This window comes from Aequorivita nionensis, from assembly GCF_046352995.1.
Taxonomy (GTDB): Bacteria; Bacteroidota; Bacteroidia; order Flavobacteriales; family Flavobacteriaceae; genus Aequorivita; species Aequorivita nionensis.
Genome location: NZ_CP130281.1, coordinates 2,673,333 through 2,693,736, shown reverse-complemented (window position 1 = coordinate 2,693,736; position 20,404 = coordinate 2,673,333). Strand labels below are relative to the sequence as shown.

Sequence of the window (20,404 nt, the reverse complement as noted above, 5' to 3'; positions counted from 1 at the left end):
TAGTGTTTTTAAGGTGTACTATTAAAATATACGAAAACTAAGTCGGCATGGTTTTATATAACTAACTACCGAAAAACATAAAAAAATGTTATTGTTTCAGCTTATCTGCGTGCATTTTTCGAAGTCTGGCCAATTTTGGAGAAATAACAGCTGTGCAATAGCCTTGTGATTTGTTATTGGCATAATAATTTTGATGGTTGTCTTCAGCAGGATGAAACTTTTCCAAAGGACTTAACTCTGTAACAATTGTGTTTTCATAATAGGGTGCCATTTCATTTAGCACAGTCTCGGCAATTTTTTTCTGGTTTTCATCGTGATAAAAAATAACTGAACGATATTGCGTACCTGTGTCTGCCCCTTGCCTATTTAAAGTTGTGGGATCGTGACTGGTCATAAAAATAACAAGCAAATCTTCAAAAGAAATAACTTTTGGATTATAGGTTGCCTGTATCACTTCGGCATGGCCAGTAAGTCCAGAACACACTTCACGATAAGTTGGTGTTCCAGGAACACTCCCGCCAGAATAGCCGGAAACCACTTTCTCAACTCCTTTTATTTGGTCAAAAATTGCTTCGGTACACCAAAAGCAACCTCCACCAATAGTTAGCTTTTCAAAATTATTGCTATCAATCATTTTTTTTATTTTTTATAACCCAAAGATACTTACTGTGTCTTTTTAGCTCCCTAAAGTATTGTTAAAGCTATTCTGGTTTTTTTTATTTAATTTTTTTTAATTCTTGTTGAAATTTATATCTTCGAAAAGATATAAAATTATCCAAAATGCTAAAAAAATTACTCTTCATCTTTATATTTACAATAAGCTGCACTCCATTATTTTCACAAGAAAGACCCATAGAAATTGTTGAAGAAGCAAAGGCCAACCGACTTTTCTTGTATGCACTCAACAAAAACGAACAAGACTTAGACGTTTCCATAACTGTGGAAGGCACTAACTTTCGTCAAAGTAAAAGTGTGCCAAGAGCGGTTCGAGTTCCAGCTGCATCAAAAGTTATGTTAGCTAACTTGATTGTTGATAGAGGTAAAAAAGCCCATTACACATATGAGTTAAATGTAAGTGATAGTCTTTCCAGCCGTGCATTACGAAAGGAATTTGAGCCTATTAAAATTGAACCCCGAAAAAGGGTTATTGTTTATATTCCTGAAAATTGCAGCAGTTGCGATAGCCTTGTTTCTGGTTTAGACAAAAGCCGTTATTTATACACTTCTTATCGTTTTTCTGAAAAGCCCGACTTGAAAGCCCAATTGGCACCAGCTTTTGCAAATGCTATAGTCAAGATTGATTCTGTTACTACCCCAATAATCAGTTTAGGGGGTGTGCTTCACATAAAGATTGAGGATTATGACCAGCTATTGGAGGAGATGAATAAATAGTCCGACAATAACTTAAACCTATTTCTTATCATACATCAATGCAAGGGCCAGTTGTGCGCCTTAATTTTGTCCTATTAAATAATTAATAACAAAAAAATTATAAATATGGACAATGCAAAGACAGTTTGGAATATTGATACTACACATTCCGAAATCAATTTTAAGGTAAAACACATGATGATTTCTACCGTAACGGGTAGTTTCGAAAAATTTGATGGCAAGGTTGAAGCTTCAAATGACGATTTTAAAAACGGTAATTTTTCATTTTCAGCAGAAATTGATTCCGTGAACACAAACAATAAAGATCGCGACAATCATTTAAAGAGCGATGAATTTTTTGGAGCTGAAAAAAATTCGAAGTTAACTTTCAAATCAAAATCATTTGACGGAAATAAAATGATAGGCGATTTAACCATAAAAGGAGTTACCAAAGAAGTTGAATTGGAAACTGAATTCAACGGAACTGCAGTAGATCCCTACGGACAGACAAAAGCTGGTTTTGAATTTGAAGGCCAAATAAACCGTAAAGATTTTGGTTTAACTTGGAACGCAGTGACCGAAGCTGGAAGCGTGGTTGTAAGCGACAAAGTGAAATTGATTGCTTCACTGCAATTCATAAAACAATAATTTCCCAAGATTTTACTGTTCCCCTTTTAAGAATCGAGGGCTTTGTTTATTGAAAAACAAAGTTCTCGATTTATTTTTCCAAAGAACTATTTCCTTTTCGTTAATAACAGTTCTTAACATACATCAATGTAAAACAATGTTTTAAGGCGTAATTTTACTATATAAAATAAAAAAGATTAAAATGAAAACAAGACAAATTGAACGCGTATTTACACCTCCCGCTCCACACATGGTTGGTGACGGATTTAGGGTACACCAATATATTCCTTCCGGAATTCAACAAGGCTTTGAAAGAATGGATCCATTTATTATGATGGACTATAACAGCAAGTTTTACTTCCCACCCACTGATCAGCCCCGGGGTGTGGATGTGCATCCGCACAGAGGTTTTGAAACGGTAACGATTGCCTATAAAGGAAGTGTTGCCCACCACGACAGCTCTGGAAATAGTGGCATTATTGGTGAAGGCGACGTGCAGTGGATGACAGCCGCATCGGGAATTCTTCACAAAGAATATCATGAAGAAAATTTCAGCAAAACAGGTGGTTATTTTCAAATGGTGCAATTGTGGGTAAATCTTCCCGCGAAGGACAAAATGAGTGCCCCAAAATATCAAGGAATCACAAATGCTGAAATGAAAAAAGTCCAACTCCCAAATAATGCCGGTATTGTTGAAGTAATTGCTGGCGAATACAATGGTGAAAAGGGGCCTGCTTTTACTTTTACCCCCGTTCATATGCTAAACGCAAAGTTGAATAAAGGCGGAAAAGCAAACTTCAATTTTCCGCAAAATTATAATACTACGGTTTTAGTAATTGAAGGGAATGTAAAAGTGAACAATCAAAATGAAATAAAAACCGATAGCTTGGGATTGTTCGCAAATGATGGCGAAGAATTTACCATTGAAGCAACGGATGATGCCGTAGTTTTAATACTTAGCGGCGAACCCATAAATGAACCGATTGCAGCCCAAGGCCCATTTGTAATGAACACACGTGGAGAAATTATTCAGGCAATTAGTGATTTCAATATGGGAAAATTCGGGTATTTGGAATAATTAAAAAAAAAATCTTTTAAGCCTGTTGAAGTGATTTGACAGGCTTTTCTTTTTAATCTTAACTAGGCTTAAAATTTTTATGCGCCAATTCCTTACGGACACGACTCAAACTTTCGGGTGTAATCCCCAAATAGGAAGCAATCATCCACTGTGGAACACGAAGCAATAAATCTGGATACATTTCAATAAAACTTAAATACCGCTTTTCCGCAGTGGCGCCCAGTAATAAATTTATCCGCTTTTGCATTTGCCGAATATGGTTGTGCAACAATTTATCATTGTAGCGACCAAAAGTTTGGCTTACTTCGGCGGCGTGGCACATAAAATCTTCCCCGATAAAGACCACATCCGTATCTTCAATGGCTTCAATATAACTTTCTGAAGGATCATTAAAATAAACACTACTTCTATCCACAATAAACCAATTCTCAGGGGCAAACTGAATAACGTGCTCCTTTCCGCTTTCATCAAGCATATAGGACCGCAGCAATCCTTTTTCAACAAAAAAAGAATGTTTGCAAACATCTCCTTTTTTTAGAAGAACATTCCCTTTTTCATAGCTCATTCGCGTTAATGGAAGGGATAGTTTTTGTGCTTCAGGTTCAGACAAACCAACAGTTTCCATCAAATAGTTAGTAAAATCTTTCGGAATTTTATGGTTTTCAGATTTAATCATTTCAAAAATTTGAATTTCTAAGTTACGCTTAAAATTAAAGTATTCTTTTGAAAGATGTTTCAGAAGTGAAAAAAACTGTGGCACTTTTTTTGTTTTCTTACAAGAGAACACTAAACCACTTTCAATTATGAGAAATTCAATGCCCTCCGTAAACGCCGGCAGCATGGCCGACATCGCCTTTTTGCTTTTAATCTTCTTTTTGGTAACCTCCATGATTCCAAATGATAAAGGGATGACACGTGATCTTCCACAACCCTGCCCTCCCGGTGCAGAATGTAATATTCCTATTAAAAAGAACAATCTTTTTGCTATAAGCCTAAATGAAAAAGGAGAAATAATGGCCAATAATGAAATAACAAGTATTGAAGGCTTAAAAGAAAAGTTGAAAGATTTTATAGACAACGATGGCGATGGAACCTGCAAATACTGCAAAGGCGAAAAACTTCCTGCATTTTCAGACAATCCAAAGAAAGCCTCAATTTCTCTATCAATCCATCGTGAAACACCCTACCAAAGCTTTATTTCCATTCAAGACGAAATTGCAAAAGCATATTTTGAACTTCGTGAAAAATACGTCAAGGAAGTTTTGAAAACCACTTCTGAAAAAATTACCAAAGAGGAATTGAAAACAATGCAAGAGGCTTATCCATTTAGGGTTATTGAAACGTCTTTATAAAATTTCCTTTTGAATGAGCCAATTAAATATTAATTTAGAAAAAATATTGCTTTCTATAATGAATTAAACATTCAAAAATTTCAAATTTATGGAAAAAGAAAATTCAAGGAAAATAACTTCAAAACAAAGTGAAGAACTTCTAAAAACCTTAAAAACACGTTTTGAAAAAAACTCAAAAAGACATTCAGAAATGGAATGGTCAAAGGTGCAAGATAAACTAGAAGCAAATCCCCAAAAACTTTGGTCGTTACACCAAATGGAAGAAACCGGTGGCGAACCCGACGTTGTTGGTTTCGACAAAAAGACAAACGAATATATTTTTTATGACTGCTCAGCAGAAAGCCCCAAAGGCAGACGAAGTTTTTGTTACGACTCTGAAGCCTTGGAAGCAAGAAAAGAACACAAGCCCAAAAACAGTGTTATCGGGATGGCTGGCGAAATGGGCATTGAACTTTTAACGGAAAAACAATACCGCGAATTACAGGAAATCGGAACGTTTGATACCAAAACCTCGAGTTGGCTGAAAACGCCAGATAATATCCGAAAGTTGGGCGGGGCTATTTTTGGTGATTTTCGTTTCAATACCGTATTTATTTATCACAATGGGGTACAATCGTATTACGGGGGAAGAGGTTTTCGTGGGATGTTGAAAGTTTAATTTATTGTTTTATTATTATTTTTTGAACAGCGCCAAGGCTATTTTTTACCTCGAGAATATAAATTCCGTTACTTAAATGGTCAGTTGAATATTGAATATCCTTCCCTATCACTTCTTGCTTATAATATTTCCTGTCAACTAATTTTCCTTCCACAGTGAACAAAAGAATCTCAGTGTCATCTATCCCGTCTGTATAATTGAAACGTATATTCAAATAATTTTTAGCTGGATTAGGGAAAACAGAAATAGAAATGATAAAATCTTCTCCATTTTCAGAAATATTTAGATTGGCATCCATACTGAACAATTTTACTGTAAAGGGATCTTCAGCATAACAACTAAAATAAAGTTTATCACCAAATGTAAAATCATAATTAAGAAAAAAATAATTTGGTATTTCCACTTGCGTAAAACCTGAATCATCTAGCGCATAAAGCAAATAATTAGGTTCGGGAGTTTTATACCTGAAAAAAAGCTTATTACCGTGGGAAATTACATATATATCCAATTCAGAATCCGAGGGTGCATTGGGAACAAGCGTAACTTCATTACTCCCAGCGACAAATTCATATAATATTTTACTGGTATTGTCGCTGTTTGTATAAATTATATATAACTTGTTATTGATACTACCTGCATAATCCCATGGTTTTAGGTTAGTAGGACCTGTAATTAAATTTAAAGTATTTCCATCATAAGAGTAAAGATCAGAAATTTGACTACCATCCGTTCTATAAAAACTTAAAAAATCTTTACCGCTAAAAGTTCCTAAATAGCCATAGCCTACTCTATCTGTTGAAGTTGAAACAGGCGTTAAGTTATTTCCGTCATAGGTATAAAGAAGTCCGTGTCCGGTATCAAAATCTCTGAAACGCACGTACATTTTGTCTACTGTTTTTCCGAATGTAAAATAAAAATATGTGTTTTGTGGAGATTCTATTTCAGTTAATGTAGTACCATCACATTTAAACAAAGTTAAATAATCTTCATTTGATGGTGAGGAAAAATCATAATAACTAACTATAAATTCATTGTTTAATTCGTGCTCCAATGTTGCGAGGGTCATATCTGGAGGGCCATCAAAATAAGTAAATTGGTCTCCATCAAAACTCCATAAAGAGGATATGTTTGGACCGCTGGCCAGTCTGAAATAGATCAAATTCTGAGATTTTGCAAAATAAAAGTTTCCTCCTCCAAAGAGTATTTCGGGGATTTCATAAGTTTCCAAAGTGTTCCCGTCATATGAAATCATTCTCGGTGAATTCGGAAGTACTTGTGTGGCAAAATATATTTTATCGTTAATAGTTCCCAGATAAACAACCGCAAAATACGATTCGGGAAAGGGTATCTCGTTAACCTGCGAACCATCATATTCGTATAAAGTGTCTATTCCACCATTAACAAAATAAGATTTTCCATTTACAGAAACCATAAACCGTTTATCTGGCAGGTTGTCTGAAAATGGTATTGCATTTATATCAGTCCCGTTGAAAGTATAAAATCCGGAATCGTCATTGGAACTATAATCCAACAGATAGGTTGTTTCATCTGCTTTATGCGCTTCGTAATAATTATAATCGGGTTGGTTTGGTACCAGAGATAATTGCTGTGCAAAAAAAGAATTACAGATTGATATGGTAACGAGGAAGAAAATATAATTCTTCATAAGATTCTATAAATTTGATATTTCGACTAAAATAACAAAAAATAAAGAAACTATAAATTTAAATAGAATATCGAATTAATAAATTCTAATATCTTACTCCCGTTGGTGTTCCTCCAAATCCTTCCGCAGGTCCAGTTTTCGTAGTTTTGGGAAAAAGAATCCTGTGCCAATTACTGTAAGTATTGTCATTCCGCCACCAAAAACCACGGCGGTAACAGTTCCCATTAATTTTGCGGTAAGCCCGCTTTCAAAGGCACCTAATTCATTGGAAGATCCAACAAACATAGAGTTAACGGAAGCTACTCGCCCACGCATTGCGTCTGGAGTTCTTAGTTGTAAAATAGTTGAACGGATAACCATGGAAATACCATCTGTAGCACCACTTAGAAAAAGTGCAATAACTGAAACCCAAAACCAGGTAGAAACGCCAAAAACAATAATACAGATACCAAAACCAAAAATGGCCGCGAGCAGTTTCATTCCAGCATTTTTATTTAACGGAAAATGTGCAGAAGTAAACATAATAATTAATGCGCCAACTGCTGGGGCTGCACGAAGTATTCCAAAACCTTCGGGACCAACTTTAAGAATATCCTGAGCATAAATAGGAAGTAACGCGACCGCCCCTCCAAAAAGAACAGCAAACATATCTAAGGTAAGTGCACCTAAAATTACCCGAGTATTCATTACAAATTTGATTCCTTCTTTTAGACTTTTCATAACTGGCTCCCCAATATTTGGATTTAAAATAGGCTTCTTCGGAATTTGTAGCAAAAGCAACAAAGCCATTAATGAAAAGGCAAAAACAAAGCACATGGACCAATGCACCCCAATCCAATGGATAAAGAAACCTCCTGCTGCGGGACCAACCACGGAACCCATTTGCCAAACGGAACTACTCCAAGTAGCAGCATTTGGATATATTTTTTTTGGAACCAATAAAGAGAACAACGAAAAAATTGTAGGTCCTAAAAAAGCCCGAACAATTCCGCCGAGAAAAACCAAAAAATAAACGGAGTAAAGTATCGTGTTTGTAGAAAGATCGCTAACCACGCGTGGCCAAGTAAGCAGAAAAAGGCCAAGACTAACTACAGAAAAACCAAAAATACATTTAAACAAAAGACTACGCTTCTCCCGCTGATCTACAATATGGCCGGCAAAAAGAGCCATGGAAACCGCAGGAATTACTTCCATTAAACCTATTATTCCTAAGGAAAGTGGATTTTTGGTAATACTGTAAACTTCCCATTCAATAACAACAAACTGCATACTCCACGCAAAAACCATTGCAAAACGGACTAACAGAAAAATATTAAACTCCCGAAATCGTAATGCAGCGTAGGGATCGTTTTTCTTCATTGAAAAGAAGGGTGAAGTTTTTTAATGAAAAGTAATTTCTTTCAAAGCAAAACGCTTTGGTAAATCAAAAGTACTACACCAGATTGAATATGGCAATGGCATAAAGATAAAACCTCACAAAACGAAGCAAGCCAAACAACAGATAGTTTCTAAATTTATAGTGAATGGTTCCGGCGGCCATACTTGTTATGGAATATGGAATTGGCAACAATGCACCAACCACAATCAAAAAACCACCCCATTTGCGAATTTGTTTAAGGTGCTTCTTCATTTTTCCTTCCATATAAGCATAAACCCTTGGAATAGTGAAAATCCATTTACCGATAAAGTAGGAAATAATTCCCCCAATATATGAAAGCGTTGCGAGAAGCGTCAAATACAGAATTGGCTCTGGCATTTTATCACTCCAAGCAATAAATATTTCAGGTGGCACAAGTCCTAAAAGTGATTCGGAAGCAAGAAAAACCAATAGAATATTTATTGGCGCATAGGTTTCAGTAATATATGTGAAAAGATTACTGAAGTCTATTACATACAAATCAACCACAATAAGGGCCGCAATAATAAAAACTATTGGAATAATAGCTTTCTTAAGGCTTTGTCCAACAAAAGAGTAAAACCCAGTGTATTTATAATACAAATGGGCACGCTTTAATTTATTTGTTTCGGTTTTTTTAACTGTGTTCATGGAAACTTGAAGGGCAATAAAATGTGACTTAAACTATTTCAGGCTGCAAATATATACTGAAAACACCTACCCTGCAACCATTTGGCAAAGCGTTGACGGTTAATGCTATGTTAAACAAATAATTATTAATGATTTTGAAGATCTATTTAAGGATAAAAGTTAATATTACGTTAAATCATTACTTTGCATTGCATAGTACTGTAACAAATTTGAAACTGTTGCGTCTTTTAAGTATAACCCAAAAAACTATTTTATTATGAGAACTTTAAACAGCAACCAATTGTCAGAAAAAATGAAAACTTCAAGATCATATTCTTGGAACTTGAAAAGAAGATTTCGCTAAAAATTAATTACTAAACTTTTAAAACTTAAAAATCATGAGAACATTAGACAGTAACGAAAAACAGCACAGACCACAAAATTCCAAAGCATATAGTTGGAATATGAAAAGACGTTTTAAATAACGCCAATTAATAAAACCAAAAACGATTGACTATGAAAACCTTGAGAAACATTCAAAAGAGAATTAAATGCGGATCACAAAAGCAGCATACGCTAAATTACCTAAATGGAAACCAACACCTCTTTGAAGATCCCACAATCAGAAAAACATGCAGATACGTGTATTGAAAAATAAAAACCCGAAAAGCAACTGAAGCTGGATTGAAGAAACGCAATTCAGCTTTTTTATTTTTTGGGACTTGTTTTATATTTCGGACTTGGATTCGGTTTAGTTTTCGACGAATCTTTTGCAGCTTTTACTTTCTTTTCCGGCATAGGTCCACGAAGATGGATGACCAATCCGTTTAGAAAATTACGAAGAAACTGATCGCCACACTCCATATATTTTTCGTGGTTTTCATTTCTAAAGATGGCTCCAAGTTCACTTTTTGTTACAGCAAAATCCACTAACGAACATATTTTTACTATATCCTCATCACGTAGTTTGTGAGCCACGCGCAATTTTTTCATTATATCGTTATTGGTTAAAGCCATACTTAAATTTATTTTTTTCAAAGGTAAGTTTATTTATTCACCTTATAAAAGCAACTCACTTCCCTCCTATTTTTCTCCAGTTGGCACCATATAAACGGGTATTTTTGTATGCTCCATAACACTTGAGGCTACAGTTCCCAAAAATATTTTTTCCAAAGTACCATGACTATGGGTTCCCATAACAATTAAATCTGCTTGCCATTCTTCAGCGTATTCCAAAATCATATTAGCGGTATCTCCCTCTGCTAAGTGAGTAGAAATATTGTTTCCCTTTAAGTGCGCTTTTGTTTTGTCAAGATAATCCTGTGCCACTTTCACAAATTCCTCTTGAATTTTATAATCCACAGGAAAAGCATATCCTTCATAACCCATAAAAGGTTCGTATTGCATTCCGTAGTAACGTACTTCAGATAGTACGTGAAACAAACAAACTTCAGCTTGCATCAATTGTGCAAGTTCATAGCCCATTTTCACAACTTTTTCTGAATTGGGGTTATAGTCGAGGGTGATCAATACTTTTTTCATGATATTTTGGTGTTTCCCGTAAAGTTAAAACACACTTTTGAGAAACTCCGATCTTTTAAAAAATATTTTGAAAAAATAGAATTAAAAAAATTATTGCTTAACCAAAATGGCAGTAGCCTTATTACCCGTTAACAGATTCCATTCATAGGTGGCGAGCAAATTGCCAATTTCGTCATAAATATTCAATTGGGCAGTATTCGGGCCAGAAGTGCCTTGGTTTAATGCTTCAAAATCTATTTTATTAAAACCCGATTGTAATGGAAGGTCAAATCCTCTAAAGCTCCCTTCCAGCCTAGCATGGGGTATAACAACATCTCCATTCACATAAACGCGAATCATATCGCCATCCACAAACTCGTGGTCTCGATACATTATGGTGGCAGTTTTTGCAGTGGTTTTAAAATCACCTAAATATTGGTCTTTTCCATATTCGGGTTTTTCTTCTTTATCTTTTGAAAAGTATTTTGGCGCTTTGTTTGTTCCAGTATATTCAAGTAACCCATCTCCATTTTGCATATCAATTTGCTTCTCTTTTTCAGTTCCCAAATCAGAATTGTTGGGAGTGTTGGGATTCTTTGTGTTTGAAAGTGTTGGTGCTTTAATTGCTGGAATCTCAAATCCGGTAGGACTGTCCATATTAGATTGAGAAGAATCAAACCGAACGGAATTATTGGGCAACTCTATTTGGGCAAACATGTTTGCAGTAATTACAATAAAACCAACTAAAAGGAATTTCTTCAACATAATTATAAAATTATCAAAAGTCCATAACAACAATTGCACCAAAAATAGTATTCAAACTATTACAAATAATAGTTAAAACTTAAATGTGCTATTTTTTTCTTTTTTTTTGCTTTCCTCTCCAAATAAAAAAGAGCAGGACCGCGCATAATGGCAAAATAATATAAATTATTACATCGGCAGGATTAGTTAAGTCAATTGGTTTTTCACTAGGTTTTGGAACCTCCGTTGGCTTTTGCGCATAAGTTGTTGTCATTATTAACAAAAGCACTGGAAAAAATATACTTTTCAAAATTTTCATTATTCAATTTTTATTCAAAATAAGGAAAAAAAATTGATCAGGAAAATTTTAACAACTTCTGTTAACTATTTGGAAATTACCACAAAATGTCTTACTATGCCGTGTTATTATAAAAAACAGAGAGAATATATGAGACAACTTAAGATCACGAAGCAAGTAACCAACCGGGAAACAAAATCTTTAAACAGTTATTTACAAGACGTTAGCAAGATAGATTTGATAACTGCAGAAGAAGAAGTAGAGTTGGCACAGCGCATTCGTGAAGGAGATCAGGCTGCACTAAATAAATTGAGCAGAGCAAATTTACGATTTGTGATTTCCGTAGCAAAACAATACCAAAACCAAGGCCTTAGTCTTCCTGATTTAATTAATGAAGGAAATGTGGGCTTGGTTAAAGCCGCAAAAAGATTTGATGAAACAAGAGGTTTTAAATTTATTTCGTATGCCGTTTGGTGGATTCGTCAAGCCATTTTGCAAGCAATTGCGGAACAGTCCCGTGTTGTGAGATTACCGTTGAATAAAATTGGCGATATCAATAAAATAAAGAAAGCATCTATTCATCTGGAGCAAAAATTCCAGCGAATTCCAACTGCTTTAGAAATAGCAAACGAATTGGATTTTAGTGAATCTAAAGTGAAAAGTTCGCTTAAAAACTCAACGCGAAGCCTTTCTATGGATGCGCCATTTCAAGAGGGCGAAAATGATAATAACCTTTATGATGTTCTCAGTTCTGGCGAAAGCCCGAATCCAGATAAAAGTTTGATGCACGAATCTCTTCGGATTGAAATAAACCGTGCGCTAGACACATTAGCACCCCGTGAAGCTGATGTTGTAAAATTGAATTTTGGACTTTGTGGCCAGCCCCCAATGACGCTTCAAGAAATTGGAGATACTTTTGATTTGAGTCGTGAGCGCGTTCGCCAAATTCGCGAGAAAGCAATCAGAAGGCTGCGCCAAACTTCCAAAAGCCATATTTTGAAGAAGTATTTGGGATAGACAAAAATGTTAAAATATTGGTATCCCCAATATTTTATGAAATTCTTAGGAGCGAGTTTTATTTCTGCGGTTATCTTTATAAGACCAACCATCAAAACAAATGACCACAGAAATAATACTCGTTTTTTCTATTCTGTTCATTACCATAATCCTTTTCGCTTTTGAAGTCTTTTCAGTAGATAAAATAGCGATGTTGATTATTGCTTCCCTTGCCCTCACAGGTTTGGTGGAACCGGAAGAAGCAATCTCAGGATTTTCAAATACTGCAACCATAACGGTGCTTTCATTAATGATTATTGCCCTAGCGCTCGAAGACAACGGCGTTATTGCTTCTTTGGCGCGTTTTCTGAAAAACCTACATGTATTACCGCTGTTCCTGCTTTTACCCGTTTTTATGTTTATTACGGGTGGAATTTCAGCATTTATAAACACCACGGCGGTTGTGATTGTTTTTATAAAAATTATTTCAGAACTGTCCAAACGTTTCAATCTGCCACAATCAAAACTTTTATTGCCCATTTCGTTTGCTGGAATTTTGGGAGGAAGTTGCACGCTGATGGGAACCTCCACCAACCTCATCGTAAATTCAGTCGCAAAAGATTTGGGGGCTGAAAAGTTCAGTTTTTTTGAATTTTCCTTTTTCGGGCTAATCTTCTTAATTGTTGGGATTATTGTTGTAACAATAGCTTCACGCTGGCTTCCGAATGATTCCAAAGAAAATTTACATGACGCTTACGATTTGGAAAATTATGTAACCACCGTTGTAATCAGCAAAGACTCTAATTTAATTGATAAGAATATTGAAGATACCTTTCTATATACCAACCCTGAAATTTCAATATTAAAACTTACCCGAAACAAACAAATCACAAACGCCCCAGGTCGTTATATTACCTTGAAAGCGAATGATAAATTGGTTTTAATGTGTGACATTGAAAACCTAGCAAAACTAAACGATGCCGAAGGTTTGAGTGTGCATAAAACACAGGAGAAAGACAAAAAAAGACAGGTTATAGAAAATGATGAAGAAAATAAAAACGCAAAGAAGCAAGACGACTTAGGCTTTGTTGAACTTTTGATTTTACCCGGTTCCATCCTTATTGGAAAAAACTTGAAGCAGCTTAGAAAGCAGACTTTTCAAAGTGCATTGCCAATTGCCATTAGAAAACGAAGAAATATCAGAAATACCAAAGAGCGCTTGTTTAGAAAGGATATTGACCAAATAACCCTAAAACCGGGAGACAGGTTGCTTGTTGAAGTTCCCAAGAACGAAATAGGACAACTTTATGACATGGAAAACGTAGCAATTCTTCAGGAGCACAAAACAAAACCATCTGTCAATAATAATAAAAGAACCATTTCCTTTGCTATACTGTTATTGGTTGTTGGTTTAGCCGCAAGTGGTCTTTTACCTATTCTTATAAGTGCTCTCACAGGAGTTTGCTTGTTGTTATTGACCCGCTGTTTGGACCTGAACGATGTGTATCACCGCATCAACTGGCAAGTAATATTTTTACTCGCCGGAATGATTCCCCTTGGAATTGCAATGAATAATACGGGTGCGGACAAATGGATTTCAGATCATTTATTGGCTATTTTGAGCGGACAATCAAACTTAGTTGTAATCGGGCTCATATTTTTAATAACGATGCTTATGAGCAGCGTGGTGAGCAATAATGCAACCGCCATTATAATGACCCCTATTGCTATTGCTGTTGCCGTAGGTTTAGATTTATCTATGAAACCATTTATACTTTCAGTCCTGTTCGGAGCCAATTTTAGCTTTTTCACGCCTATGGGGTATCAAACTAATACTTTAATTTATGGAATGGGCTTTTATAAGTTCAAACATTTCTTTATAATTGGAGGCATTCTATCCATTATTCTGTGGGTTTTGGGTACTTTTATGCTTTCCACTCTTTTTTAAACTTAAAATATTATGTCAGAAAAATTTTCAGTAAGCAACTCTATATCAAATTTATGGGACAAATTAGATGGCTGGCTTGATGCCATCATTTTAAAACTCCCCAATTTTGCCGTTGCTGTTCTTGTTATGGTGGTGTTCTACTTCATCGCAAGAGGCCTCAAAAAATTATCGCATAAAGTTCTTTTTAAAAAGCTTAGCGATGAATCTATTAAACAGATTCTTTCCAAATTAGTTTATACCATCGTTATTCTAATTGGCTTTTTTGTAGCATTGGGAGTTCTGCAACTCGATAAGGTATTGACCTCTATTTTGGCAGGTGCGGGAGTTATGGGGCTGGCCATTGGGTTTGCGCTTCAAGGAACTTTAAGCAATACGGTTTCAGGATTTATGCTTTCCTTCCAACCTAAAGTGCGCATTGGCGACTTTATTGAAGCCCAAGGCAAAAGTGGTTATGTGGAAGAAATTGATTTAAGAGCCGTTTCCATTCGCCAAACGGATAATGACTATGTAATTATTCCGAATAAAATATTTGTTGATAGCCCTTTCACCAATTATTCTTGGACAGAGCGTGCCCGTATTTCCGTAAGCTGTGGTGTGGGCTATGAAAGTGATCTTCAACAAGTGGAAGATTTGGTCACAAAAATAATTTCAGAAAATTTTGAACAACAAAAAAATGAAGGCATTGAATTCTATTTTACTGAATTTGGCGACAGTTCCATAAATTTCATCACACGTTTTTGGATACAAAGCCAACAGCCAAGACCAAAGTTTGAAGCACAGCACAAAGCCATCAAACTAATCAAGAAAAACTTTGACGAAGCAGGCATCAATATTCCTTTCCCAATCCGCACCTTGGATTTTGGAAAGAATAAGCTGCAGATGGCGCCGCGCGAAGAGCCTTCCAACGGAAAAAGCTCGGCTGGAGATAAAGAATAAATTGACTTTAAATAACCACGTAAAACAAAAAAACTATGAAAAAATTGCTCAGAATTTTGCTCGCCGGTTGGGGAGCAAAAAAAATTGGCGGCGGAAAATGCGGCTGCATTGGCACCATCGTTGTTTTTATTATTCTTTATTGGTTGTTGGGATATGTGTTCAAGCTTTTCTAAAACTTCTTTTAACAAAACAATAGCATGCGTTAACTAATTTTTTGGTGTGGTTGCCTGTTATATTTGCCTAACAAACCCTTAAAACTTAGTATTATGAAAAAAGCTATTGCACTAACCATGCTGGCGACAGCAATTTTTGCTACCTCATGTGTATCAAAAAAGAAGTATGTAGAACTGGAAAATCAATACAACGATACCCGCTCTACCCTATCTAAAACCCAGCTTGAAAAAGAAGAAATTGAAGCCAAATACGCCAAGATTGAAGAGCGCGTTGCCAGCTACAATTCAAAAATCCAATCTTTGACTGATAGTAACAACAGTCGTCTTCAAGAAATTGAAGGAGTTGTAGTTTCAGAAAATGATAAGGAAAAAATGAGAAAAGCCCTAGCCAATGTAGATCCCCAAGAATTGGCACAGGCAAAGACCCTTAAAGATTCAATGAATCTTATCGTTTCCCACAATCTTAAGAAAAACTTGGACAACAGTTTAGTTGGCGAAGGTGAGGAAGATGATATCAATATTGATATTGATGAAACTGTGGTAATGATTACAATTTCTGACAAGTTATTGTTTAAATCAGGAAGCGCAAGCGTTAATTCCAAGGCTAACCCTTTATTGGAGCGTCTTGCAAATGTAATCAACAGCGAACCAGCATTGGAAGTTATGGTTGAAGGCCATACAGATAGCCAAACCGTAAAACCGGGCGCTTACATTAAAGACAACTGGGAGTTGAGTGTTGACCGTTCAACAGCCGTAATCCGAATTCTACAGGATAAATATGGTGTTGCTCCTGAAAAGTTGATTGCAGCTGGACGAAGCAGTTTTCATCCACTTACTGAAAACGATACCAAGGAAGGTCGCGCAACTAACAGAAGAACGCGTATTGTAATTTTGCCAAACCTTGATAAATTTTTGGCTATGCTTTCTGCCAACTAAAAAAGAAAGAAAATAACCATTTTAAATGCGGTTCATCTTTGTGATGAACCGCATTTTTTTGTTGAAGTTTCAGAAGTTTGCTTTTATTTTGAAGGTGGCATTGTAGGCCGAACCTCAATCTTGCTTGGCAACGCGCGCGGATTCATTTTCAATAGATCCACAACCAACTTCCCAATATCTTCCTTTTGTATTTTCCAAGCATCTTTGGCATCCGGCTCATTCCCGTTGAAGTGTGTAGAAACCGATCCGGGCATAATAGTAGAAACCTTCACGCCGTGATCACGTAAATCGAGCATTGCTGCTTGTGTGAAACCCGTTAAGCCAAATTTACTTGCGTTATAAGCACTTCCTCCTTTAAAGAAATTGGTTCCCGCCAAACTGGAAATACTTATAAAATATCCCTTGTTTTTTTTCAATTGGTCCACGCTCGCCTTTAATGAATAGAAGGGGCCGGACAAATTTGTGTCAATTGTTTCCTTCCATTCTTCAATAGTAATATCTTCCACCGAATTAAAATGGCCCAAACCGGCATTTGCAATTACAATATCAACGCCTCCAAATTTATCAATCGCAGCTTCAACTGCATTTTGTTGGCTTTTATAATCACGGACATCAGCCTCCAAGCCTATAGCCTGTGCTCTATCATTTCCTTTGGAATTTAAATTTTTGGCGGCCTTTTCTGCCGTTTCCTTTGTTCTTCCGGTTATTGCCACGTTAATGCCTTCTTTCAGCAAAGCTTCTGCGATTCCGTAACCTATTCCTTTTGTACCGCCTGTAATGAGCGCGGATTTTTTTCCTAAATCATTCATAGTTTTTCGTTTTTCCCAAAGTTACAAATAGCGAAAGCGAATGTTATTAAATTCTGCTTAAATTTGAAAAATGAAATTGTTGCCAATTCTACTTTTAACCATTTTATTCTTCAGTTTTTCTTCGGAAGAAAAATCGCAAGACCCCCTCGTTGATCTTGAAACACTTTCTACTGAATTTAGTTATGAAATCCGTTACGCCACGCCGAACAATTTTATTGGCGAAACATTATACGACTGTCCAAAATGTTTACTACAACCCGAAGTTGCCGAAGCACTTTTAAAAGCCAACCAATATTTCTGTGAAAAAGGTTTTCGCATAAAAATATACGATTGTTATCGGCCGCTGGACGTGCAGAAAAAAATGTGGGCTAAAGTTCCTCGGGCAACTTATGTGGGCAACCCTTATGGCAATGGCTCCATTCATAATAGAGCTGCGGCAGTAGATATAACTTTGGAGACCTTGGACGGCTGTTATGTTGAAATGGGTAGTGACTATGACTACTTCGGGCGTGAAGCGCATATAGACAACTATAACTTTTCAAAGGAAATTTTAGCCAATCGCAAGCTACTTTTTGAAGGGATGCGAAAATTCGGCTTCAATACAATACGTACGGAATGGTGGCATTTCAGCTTCCGAAAAAACTGGAGCTACAAAACCTTGAACGTTCCCCTTCCCTGCGATTAGATCAATCTTCCTTTTTAGGAACTTCACTTTGAACTTCTTTACTCATCTTAAAAGGAATTTCAGGTGTATTTTTATAAAGTTTCAATTCAACAACATCTGATGGCAGATTGAAATCATTTGCAGCCAATGCTTCTTTTACTTCTTTGATTATCAAACCGCGCAATACTCGCGAAGCCCTTCTATAATCAACTGTATCAACCCAAAAGAAAACTTTTAAATTAACGGTACTTGCGGCAAGTTCGTCTTCAATAACAAAATTTTCGTGAAACTCGTCTCTAATAATCTCTGCATTGCGGTCTAATATTTCCTGTATCACTTTTTTTGCAGCTTCAATGTCATCTTCATACCCAATGCCCACGGTAAAATCTACTCTGTAAAAGCCATCGGCGGTGTAATTTTCAACCGGTTTTGTGAGCACATCGCTATTTGGAATATAGATATCGCGCCCATCAAAGGTTTTTATATGTGAATACCGAAAACTCAAAGCCATCACTTTTCCAAAAATATCATCTACCTTAATGGTGTCATTAATATTAAAAGGTCTATTGAAAGCGAGAATAACTCCTGCAAGAAAGTTTTTCCCAATATCCTGAAAAGCAAATCCCAAAATTATTGCGCCACCACCAACTGCAGTTAAAAGCCCTGTGGCAATTCCATCCAATCCAGCAATTCGCAGTGCGAGCATAATGGCAATAATAATAAGCACGATCTTTACAGCTTGCGCCAAAAAACGGGACATTAATGGATCTTCAGATTTTTTCTGAAACTGTCTTTTGTAAAAATTGGTAAGCAATTGCGCCAAAAGAACACCCAAAATTATTACTAAAATAGCTAAGGCTATGCGAGGCAAAACCTTTAAAAATTCTTCGTAATAAGTTTCCAAGGAATTTTGAATTGTTTCCGTTGGCGATTGTATAAGTGCAAGCATATATTTTTCTTTTAAAGATAATCATTCTTCACAAAACAATTCTGCGTTTAAATTAATCTTAAAATTTAGCAGGGCATCCTGCAACATGTATCTTTGCAAAAAAATAAAACAGTGGAACTTTCAATTAAATCTTTCAGACTTATTAGCACTTTGGAGGCTATTTCTTTTCTCGTACTTTTAGGAATTGCAATGCCGCTTAAATATATCTGGCACATGCCCGAAATGGTTCGCATAGTAGGTATGGCACACGGTGTGCTGTTTGTGCTCTATGTGGGCGGCGCCATTTATATGTTCAAAAAGCTGAAGTGGTCAATAACCGATTTATTTATCGTTATTATGTGCTCCGTGCTGCCCTTTGGTCCTTTTTATGTGGAACGTAAATATCTATAATGAATAAAGAAACGCTACAGCATTACAGTTGTTTGCTTCAGGAATATCTTGTTAGCGAGGGAATGACCTTGCAATGGGCTATTTTTCTGAATGTGGTTGTAAACTGCATTATTGCTTTTATTGGCGTTTTTATTCTGGATGTGGTTTTTAGAAAATTTATAATTGAAGCTTTTAAAGCTTTCAGTAACAAAACCAAAACCACTTTCGACGATTATTTGGTGAAAAGTAATTTTCCTAAGTTCGTTGCCCATATTTTGCCCTTGGTCATTTTATGGAACATAATTCCAATAATTTTTATTGAATCTCCTTTTATGACAGAGCTTTTGCTGATTGTGGCGAAAGTTTTTTCCGTAATACTTTTCATCTATATTTTCAGAAGTATTCTTCGCAGTACCCGCAAATTTCTTGAAGAAAGCGAGCGTTTCAAGGACAAACCAATGGAAAGCTATGTACAGGTAATGATGATCTTTGCCTGGGGAATTGGCATCTTTTGGATTATCCAGCTTTTAACGGGATTTTCGCTTGTAAGCCTAACAACTCTGGGAGCTGCTTCAGCCGTATTGCTTCTTATCTTTAAAGACACCATTCTCGGTTTTGTGGCGAGTATCCAAGTTTCAGTGAACGATATTGTTCGCATTGGCGATTGGATTACGTTCAGCAAATTTGGCGCAGATGGTTATGTAACTGAAATAAATCTTGCAACGGTTCGCGTGCAGAATTTCGACAATACATTTACAACAATTCCAACCTATAGCTTGATTGCAGATTCCTTCCAAAACTGGCGCGGAATGCAGGAAAGCGACGGAAGAAGAATAAAACGCGCTATTTTTATAAAACAATCTTCCATCCGTTTTCTTTCTGAAGAAGATGTTGAAAGATTAAAGAAAATTCAGTTGATTAAACCTTATTTGGAGCATCGTCAAAAAGACGTTGACAAATTCAACCGAAAAAACGAAATTGATAAGGAATTGTTGATAAACGGCAGAAACCAAACAAATCTGGGTGTTTTCCGTTATTACGCAGATGCGCTTTTAAATGAAAACTCAGCCATCAATAAAGATCTGTTTTTAATGGTTCGACATTTGGCGCCTACCGATAAAGGAATTCCAATAGAAATATTCTGCTACAGCCGCGACAAAAGTTGGGTGAATTACGAACACATTCAAGCAGATATTTTTGACCATCTACTGGCCGCTGTCCCCTATTTCGATTTGGAGATTTTTGAATTGCCAACGGGAAAAGATCTTCAAGCCTTGGCTTAA

At 36.1% G+C, this 20,404-nt stretch carries 22 protein-coding genes and 1 pseudogene; 13 read left to right on the top strand and 10 right to left on the bottom strand.

The window, feature by feature from the left end; genetic code table 11:
- Positions 1-88: 88 nt before the first annotated feature.
- Positions 89-634, bottom strand: coding sequence for a peptide-methionine (S)-S-oxide reductase MsrA (msrA, locus tag Q2U82_RS12350; RefSeq protein ID WP_410005166.1), 546 nt, complete (start codon positions 632-634; stop codon positions 89-91).
- A gap of 146 nt (positions 635-780) precedes the next feature.
- On the opposite strand from msrA, the gene Q2U82_RS12345 reads away from it, so the two are divergent.
- The 3 genes from Q2U82_RS12345 (at position 781) to Q2U82_RS12335 (ending at position 3,076) form a co-directional block, all read left to right on the top strand.
- Entirely contained in the window at positions 781-1,392 is a 612-nt protein-coding gene (locus tag Q2U82_RS12345) for a hypothetical protein (RefSeq protein WP_410005165.1), read from the top strand.
- 105 nt (positions 1,393-1,497) lie between these two features.
- On the top strand, positions 1,498-2,019 hold the full coding sequence (locus Q2U82_RS12340; protein WP_410005164.1) for a YceI family protein: 522 nt from the start codon (positions 1,498-1,500) through the stop codon (positions 2,017-2,019).
- Positions 2,020-2,200: 181 nt separating this feature from the next.
- Complete coding sequence (locus Q2U82_RS12335) at positions 2,201-3,076, top strand: pirin family protein (protein ID WP_410005163.1); 876 nt, start codon at positions 2,201-2,203, stop codon at positions 3,074-3,076.
- A gap of 58 nt (positions 3,077-3,134) precedes the next feature.
- Here the strand turns inward: Q2U82_RS12335 and Q2U82_RS12330 are convergent, their stop codons facing one another.
- Positions 3,135-3,752 carry a Crp/Fnr family transcriptional regulator gene (locus tag Q2U82_RS12330; RefSeq protein ID WP_410005162.1) on the bottom strand — a complete coding sequence of 206 codons (618 nt, stop codon included), beginning with the start codon at positions 3,750-3,752 and terminating at the stop codon, positions 3,135-3,137.
- Positions 3,753-3,879: 127 nt separating this feature from the next.
- Here Q2U82_RS12330 and Q2U82_RS12325 point away from each other — a divergent pair, with 127 nt between their 5' ends.
- Positions 3,880-4,428 carry an ExbD/TolR family protein gene (locus Q2U82_RS12325; protein ID WP_410005161.1) on the top strand — a complete coding sequence of 183 codons (549 nt, stop codon included), beginning with the start codon at positions 3,880-3,882 and terminating at the stop codon, positions 4,426-4,428.
- Between the two features lie 88 nt (positions 4,429-4,516).
- Positions 4,517-5,086 carry a DUF4256 domain-containing protein gene (locus Q2U82_RS12320; protein WP_410005160.1) on the top strand — a complete coding sequence of 190 codons (570 nt, stop codon included), beginning with the start codon at positions 4,517-4,519 and terminating at the stop codon, positions 5,084-5,086.
- Position 5,087: 1 nt separating this feature from the next.
- Here the strand turns inward: Q2U82_RS12320 and Q2U82_RS12315 are convergent, their stop codons facing one another.
- The 6 genes and pseudogenes from Q2U82_RS12315 to Q2U82_RS12290 form a co-directional block, all read right to left on the bottom strand.
- Entirely contained in the window at positions 5,088-6,752 is a 1,665-nt protein-coding gene (locus Q2U82_RS12315) for a T9SS type A sorting domain-containing protein (protein ID WP_410005159.1), read from the bottom strand.
- Between the two features lie 93 nt (positions 6,753-6,845).
- Positions 6,846-8,111, bottom strand: a complete 1,266-nt coding sequence (locus Q2U82_RS12310; protein ID WP_410005158.1) for an MFS transporter — start codon at positions 8,109-8,111, stop codon at positions 6,846-6,848.
- 73 nt (positions 8,112-8,184) lie between these two features.
- A complete protein-coding gene (locus Q2U82_RS12305) occupies positions 8,185-8,799 on the bottom strand; it encodes a YqaA family protein (RefSeq protein ID WP_410005157.1) in 615 nt (204 codons plus the stop codon).
- Between the two features lie 756 nt (positions 8,800-9,555).
- Positions 9,556-9,795: pseudogene (locus Q2U82_RS12300) on the bottom strand (DUF1456 family protein); the annotation flags it as partial.
- Positions 9,796-9,861: 66 nt separating this feature from the next.
- Positions 9,862-10,320 (bottom strand): universal stress protein, encoded by a 459-nt coding sequence (locus Q2U82_RS12295; protein WP_410005156.1) that lies wholly within the window; start codon positions 10,318-10,320, stop codon positions 9,862-9,864.
- A 90-nt stretch (positions 10,321-10,410) separates the two neighbouring features.
- Positions 10,411-11,064 (bottom strand): hypothetical protein, encoded by a 654-nt coding sequence (locus tag Q2U82_RS12290; protein WP_410005155.1) that lies wholly within the window; start codon positions 11,062-11,064, stop codon positions 10,411-10,413.
- A 427-nt stretch (positions 11,065-11,491) separates the two neighbouring features.
- Here Q2U82_RS12290 and Q2U82_RS12285 point away from each other — a divergent pair, with 427 nt between their 5' ends.
- From Q2U82_RS12285 to Q2U82_RS12265, 5 genes are all read left to right on the top strand, one after another.
- Complete coding sequence (locus Q2U82_RS12285; RefSeq protein WP_410005154.1) at positions 11,492-12,358, top strand: RNA polymerase sigma factor RpoD/SigA; 867 nt, start codon at positions 11,492-11,494, stop codon at positions 12,356-12,358.
- Between the two features lie 100 nt (positions 12,359-12,458).
- Positions 12,459-14,285 (top strand): SLC13 family permease, encoded by a 1,827-nt coding sequence (locus Q2U82_RS12280; protein ID WP_410005153.1) that lies wholly within the window; start codon positions 12,459-12,461, stop codon positions 14,283-14,285.
- 12 nt (positions 14,286-14,297) lie between these two features.
- Positions 14,298-15,221 carry a mechanosensitive ion channel family protein gene (locus tag Q2U82_RS12275; RefSeq protein WP_410005152.1) on the top strand — a complete coding sequence of 308 codons (924 nt, stop codon included), beginning with the start codon at positions 14,298-14,300 and terminating at the stop codon, positions 15,219-15,221.
- 35 nt (positions 15,222-15,256) lie between these two features.
- Positions 15,257-15,394 (top strand): hypothetical protein, encoded by a 138-nt coding sequence (locus Q2U82_RS12270; RefSeq protein WP_181566792.1) that lies wholly within the window; start codon positions 15,257-15,259, stop codon positions 15,392-15,394.
- A gap of 93 nt (positions 15,395-15,487) precedes the next feature.
- Positions 15,488-16,330, top strand: coding sequence for a flagellar motor protein MotB (locus Q2U82_RS12265; RefSeq protein WP_410005151.1), 843 nt, complete (start codon positions 15,488-15,490; stop codon positions 16,328-16,330).
- Positions 16,331-16,413: 83 nt separating this feature from the next.
- On the opposite strand, the gene Q2U82_RS12260 is transcribed toward Q2U82_RS12265, so the two are convergent.
- Positions 16,414-17,139, bottom strand: a complete 726-nt coding sequence (locus tag Q2U82_RS12260; protein ID WP_410005150.1) for an SDR family oxidoreductase — start codon at positions 17,137-17,139, stop codon at positions 16,414-16,416.
- A 70-nt stretch (positions 17,140-17,209) separates the two neighbouring features.
- Here Q2U82_RS12260 and Q2U82_RS12255 point away from each other — a divergent pair, with 70 nt between their 5' ends.
- Positions 17,210-17,824, top strand: a complete 615-nt coding sequence (locus Q2U82_RS12255; protein WP_410005149.1) for a M15 family metallopeptidase — start codon at positions 17,210-17,212, stop codon at positions 17,822-17,824.
- A 1-nt stretch (position 17,825) separates the two neighbouring features.
- Here Q2U82_RS12255 and Q2U82_RS12250 read toward each other — a convergent pair whose 3' ends face one another.
- Positions 17,826-18,752 carry a mechanosensitive ion channel family protein gene (locus Q2U82_RS12250; protein ID WP_410005148.1) on the bottom strand — a complete coding sequence of 309 codons (927 nt, stop codon included), beginning with the start codon at positions 18,750-18,752 and terminating at the stop codon, positions 17,826-17,828.
- A gap of 111 nt (positions 18,753-18,863) precedes the next feature.
- Here Q2U82_RS12250 and Q2U82_RS12245 point away from each other — a divergent pair, with 111 nt between their 5' ends.
- Both Q2U82_RS12245 and Q2U82_RS12240 read left to right on the top strand, forming a co-directional pair.
- Positions 18,864-19,142, top strand: a complete 279-nt coding sequence (locus Q2U82_RS12245; protein ID WP_410005147.1) for a DUF3817 domain-containing protein — start codon at positions 18,864-18,866, stop codon at positions 19,140-19,142.
- On the top strand, positions 19,142-20,404 hold the full coding sequence (locus Q2U82_RS12240) for a mechanosensitive ion channel family protein (protein WP_410005146.1): 1,263 nt from the start codon (positions 19,142-19,144) through the stop codon (positions 20,402-20,404). The genes Q2U82_RS12245 and Q2U82_RS12240 overlap by 1 nt, the downstream gene beginning before the upstream one ends.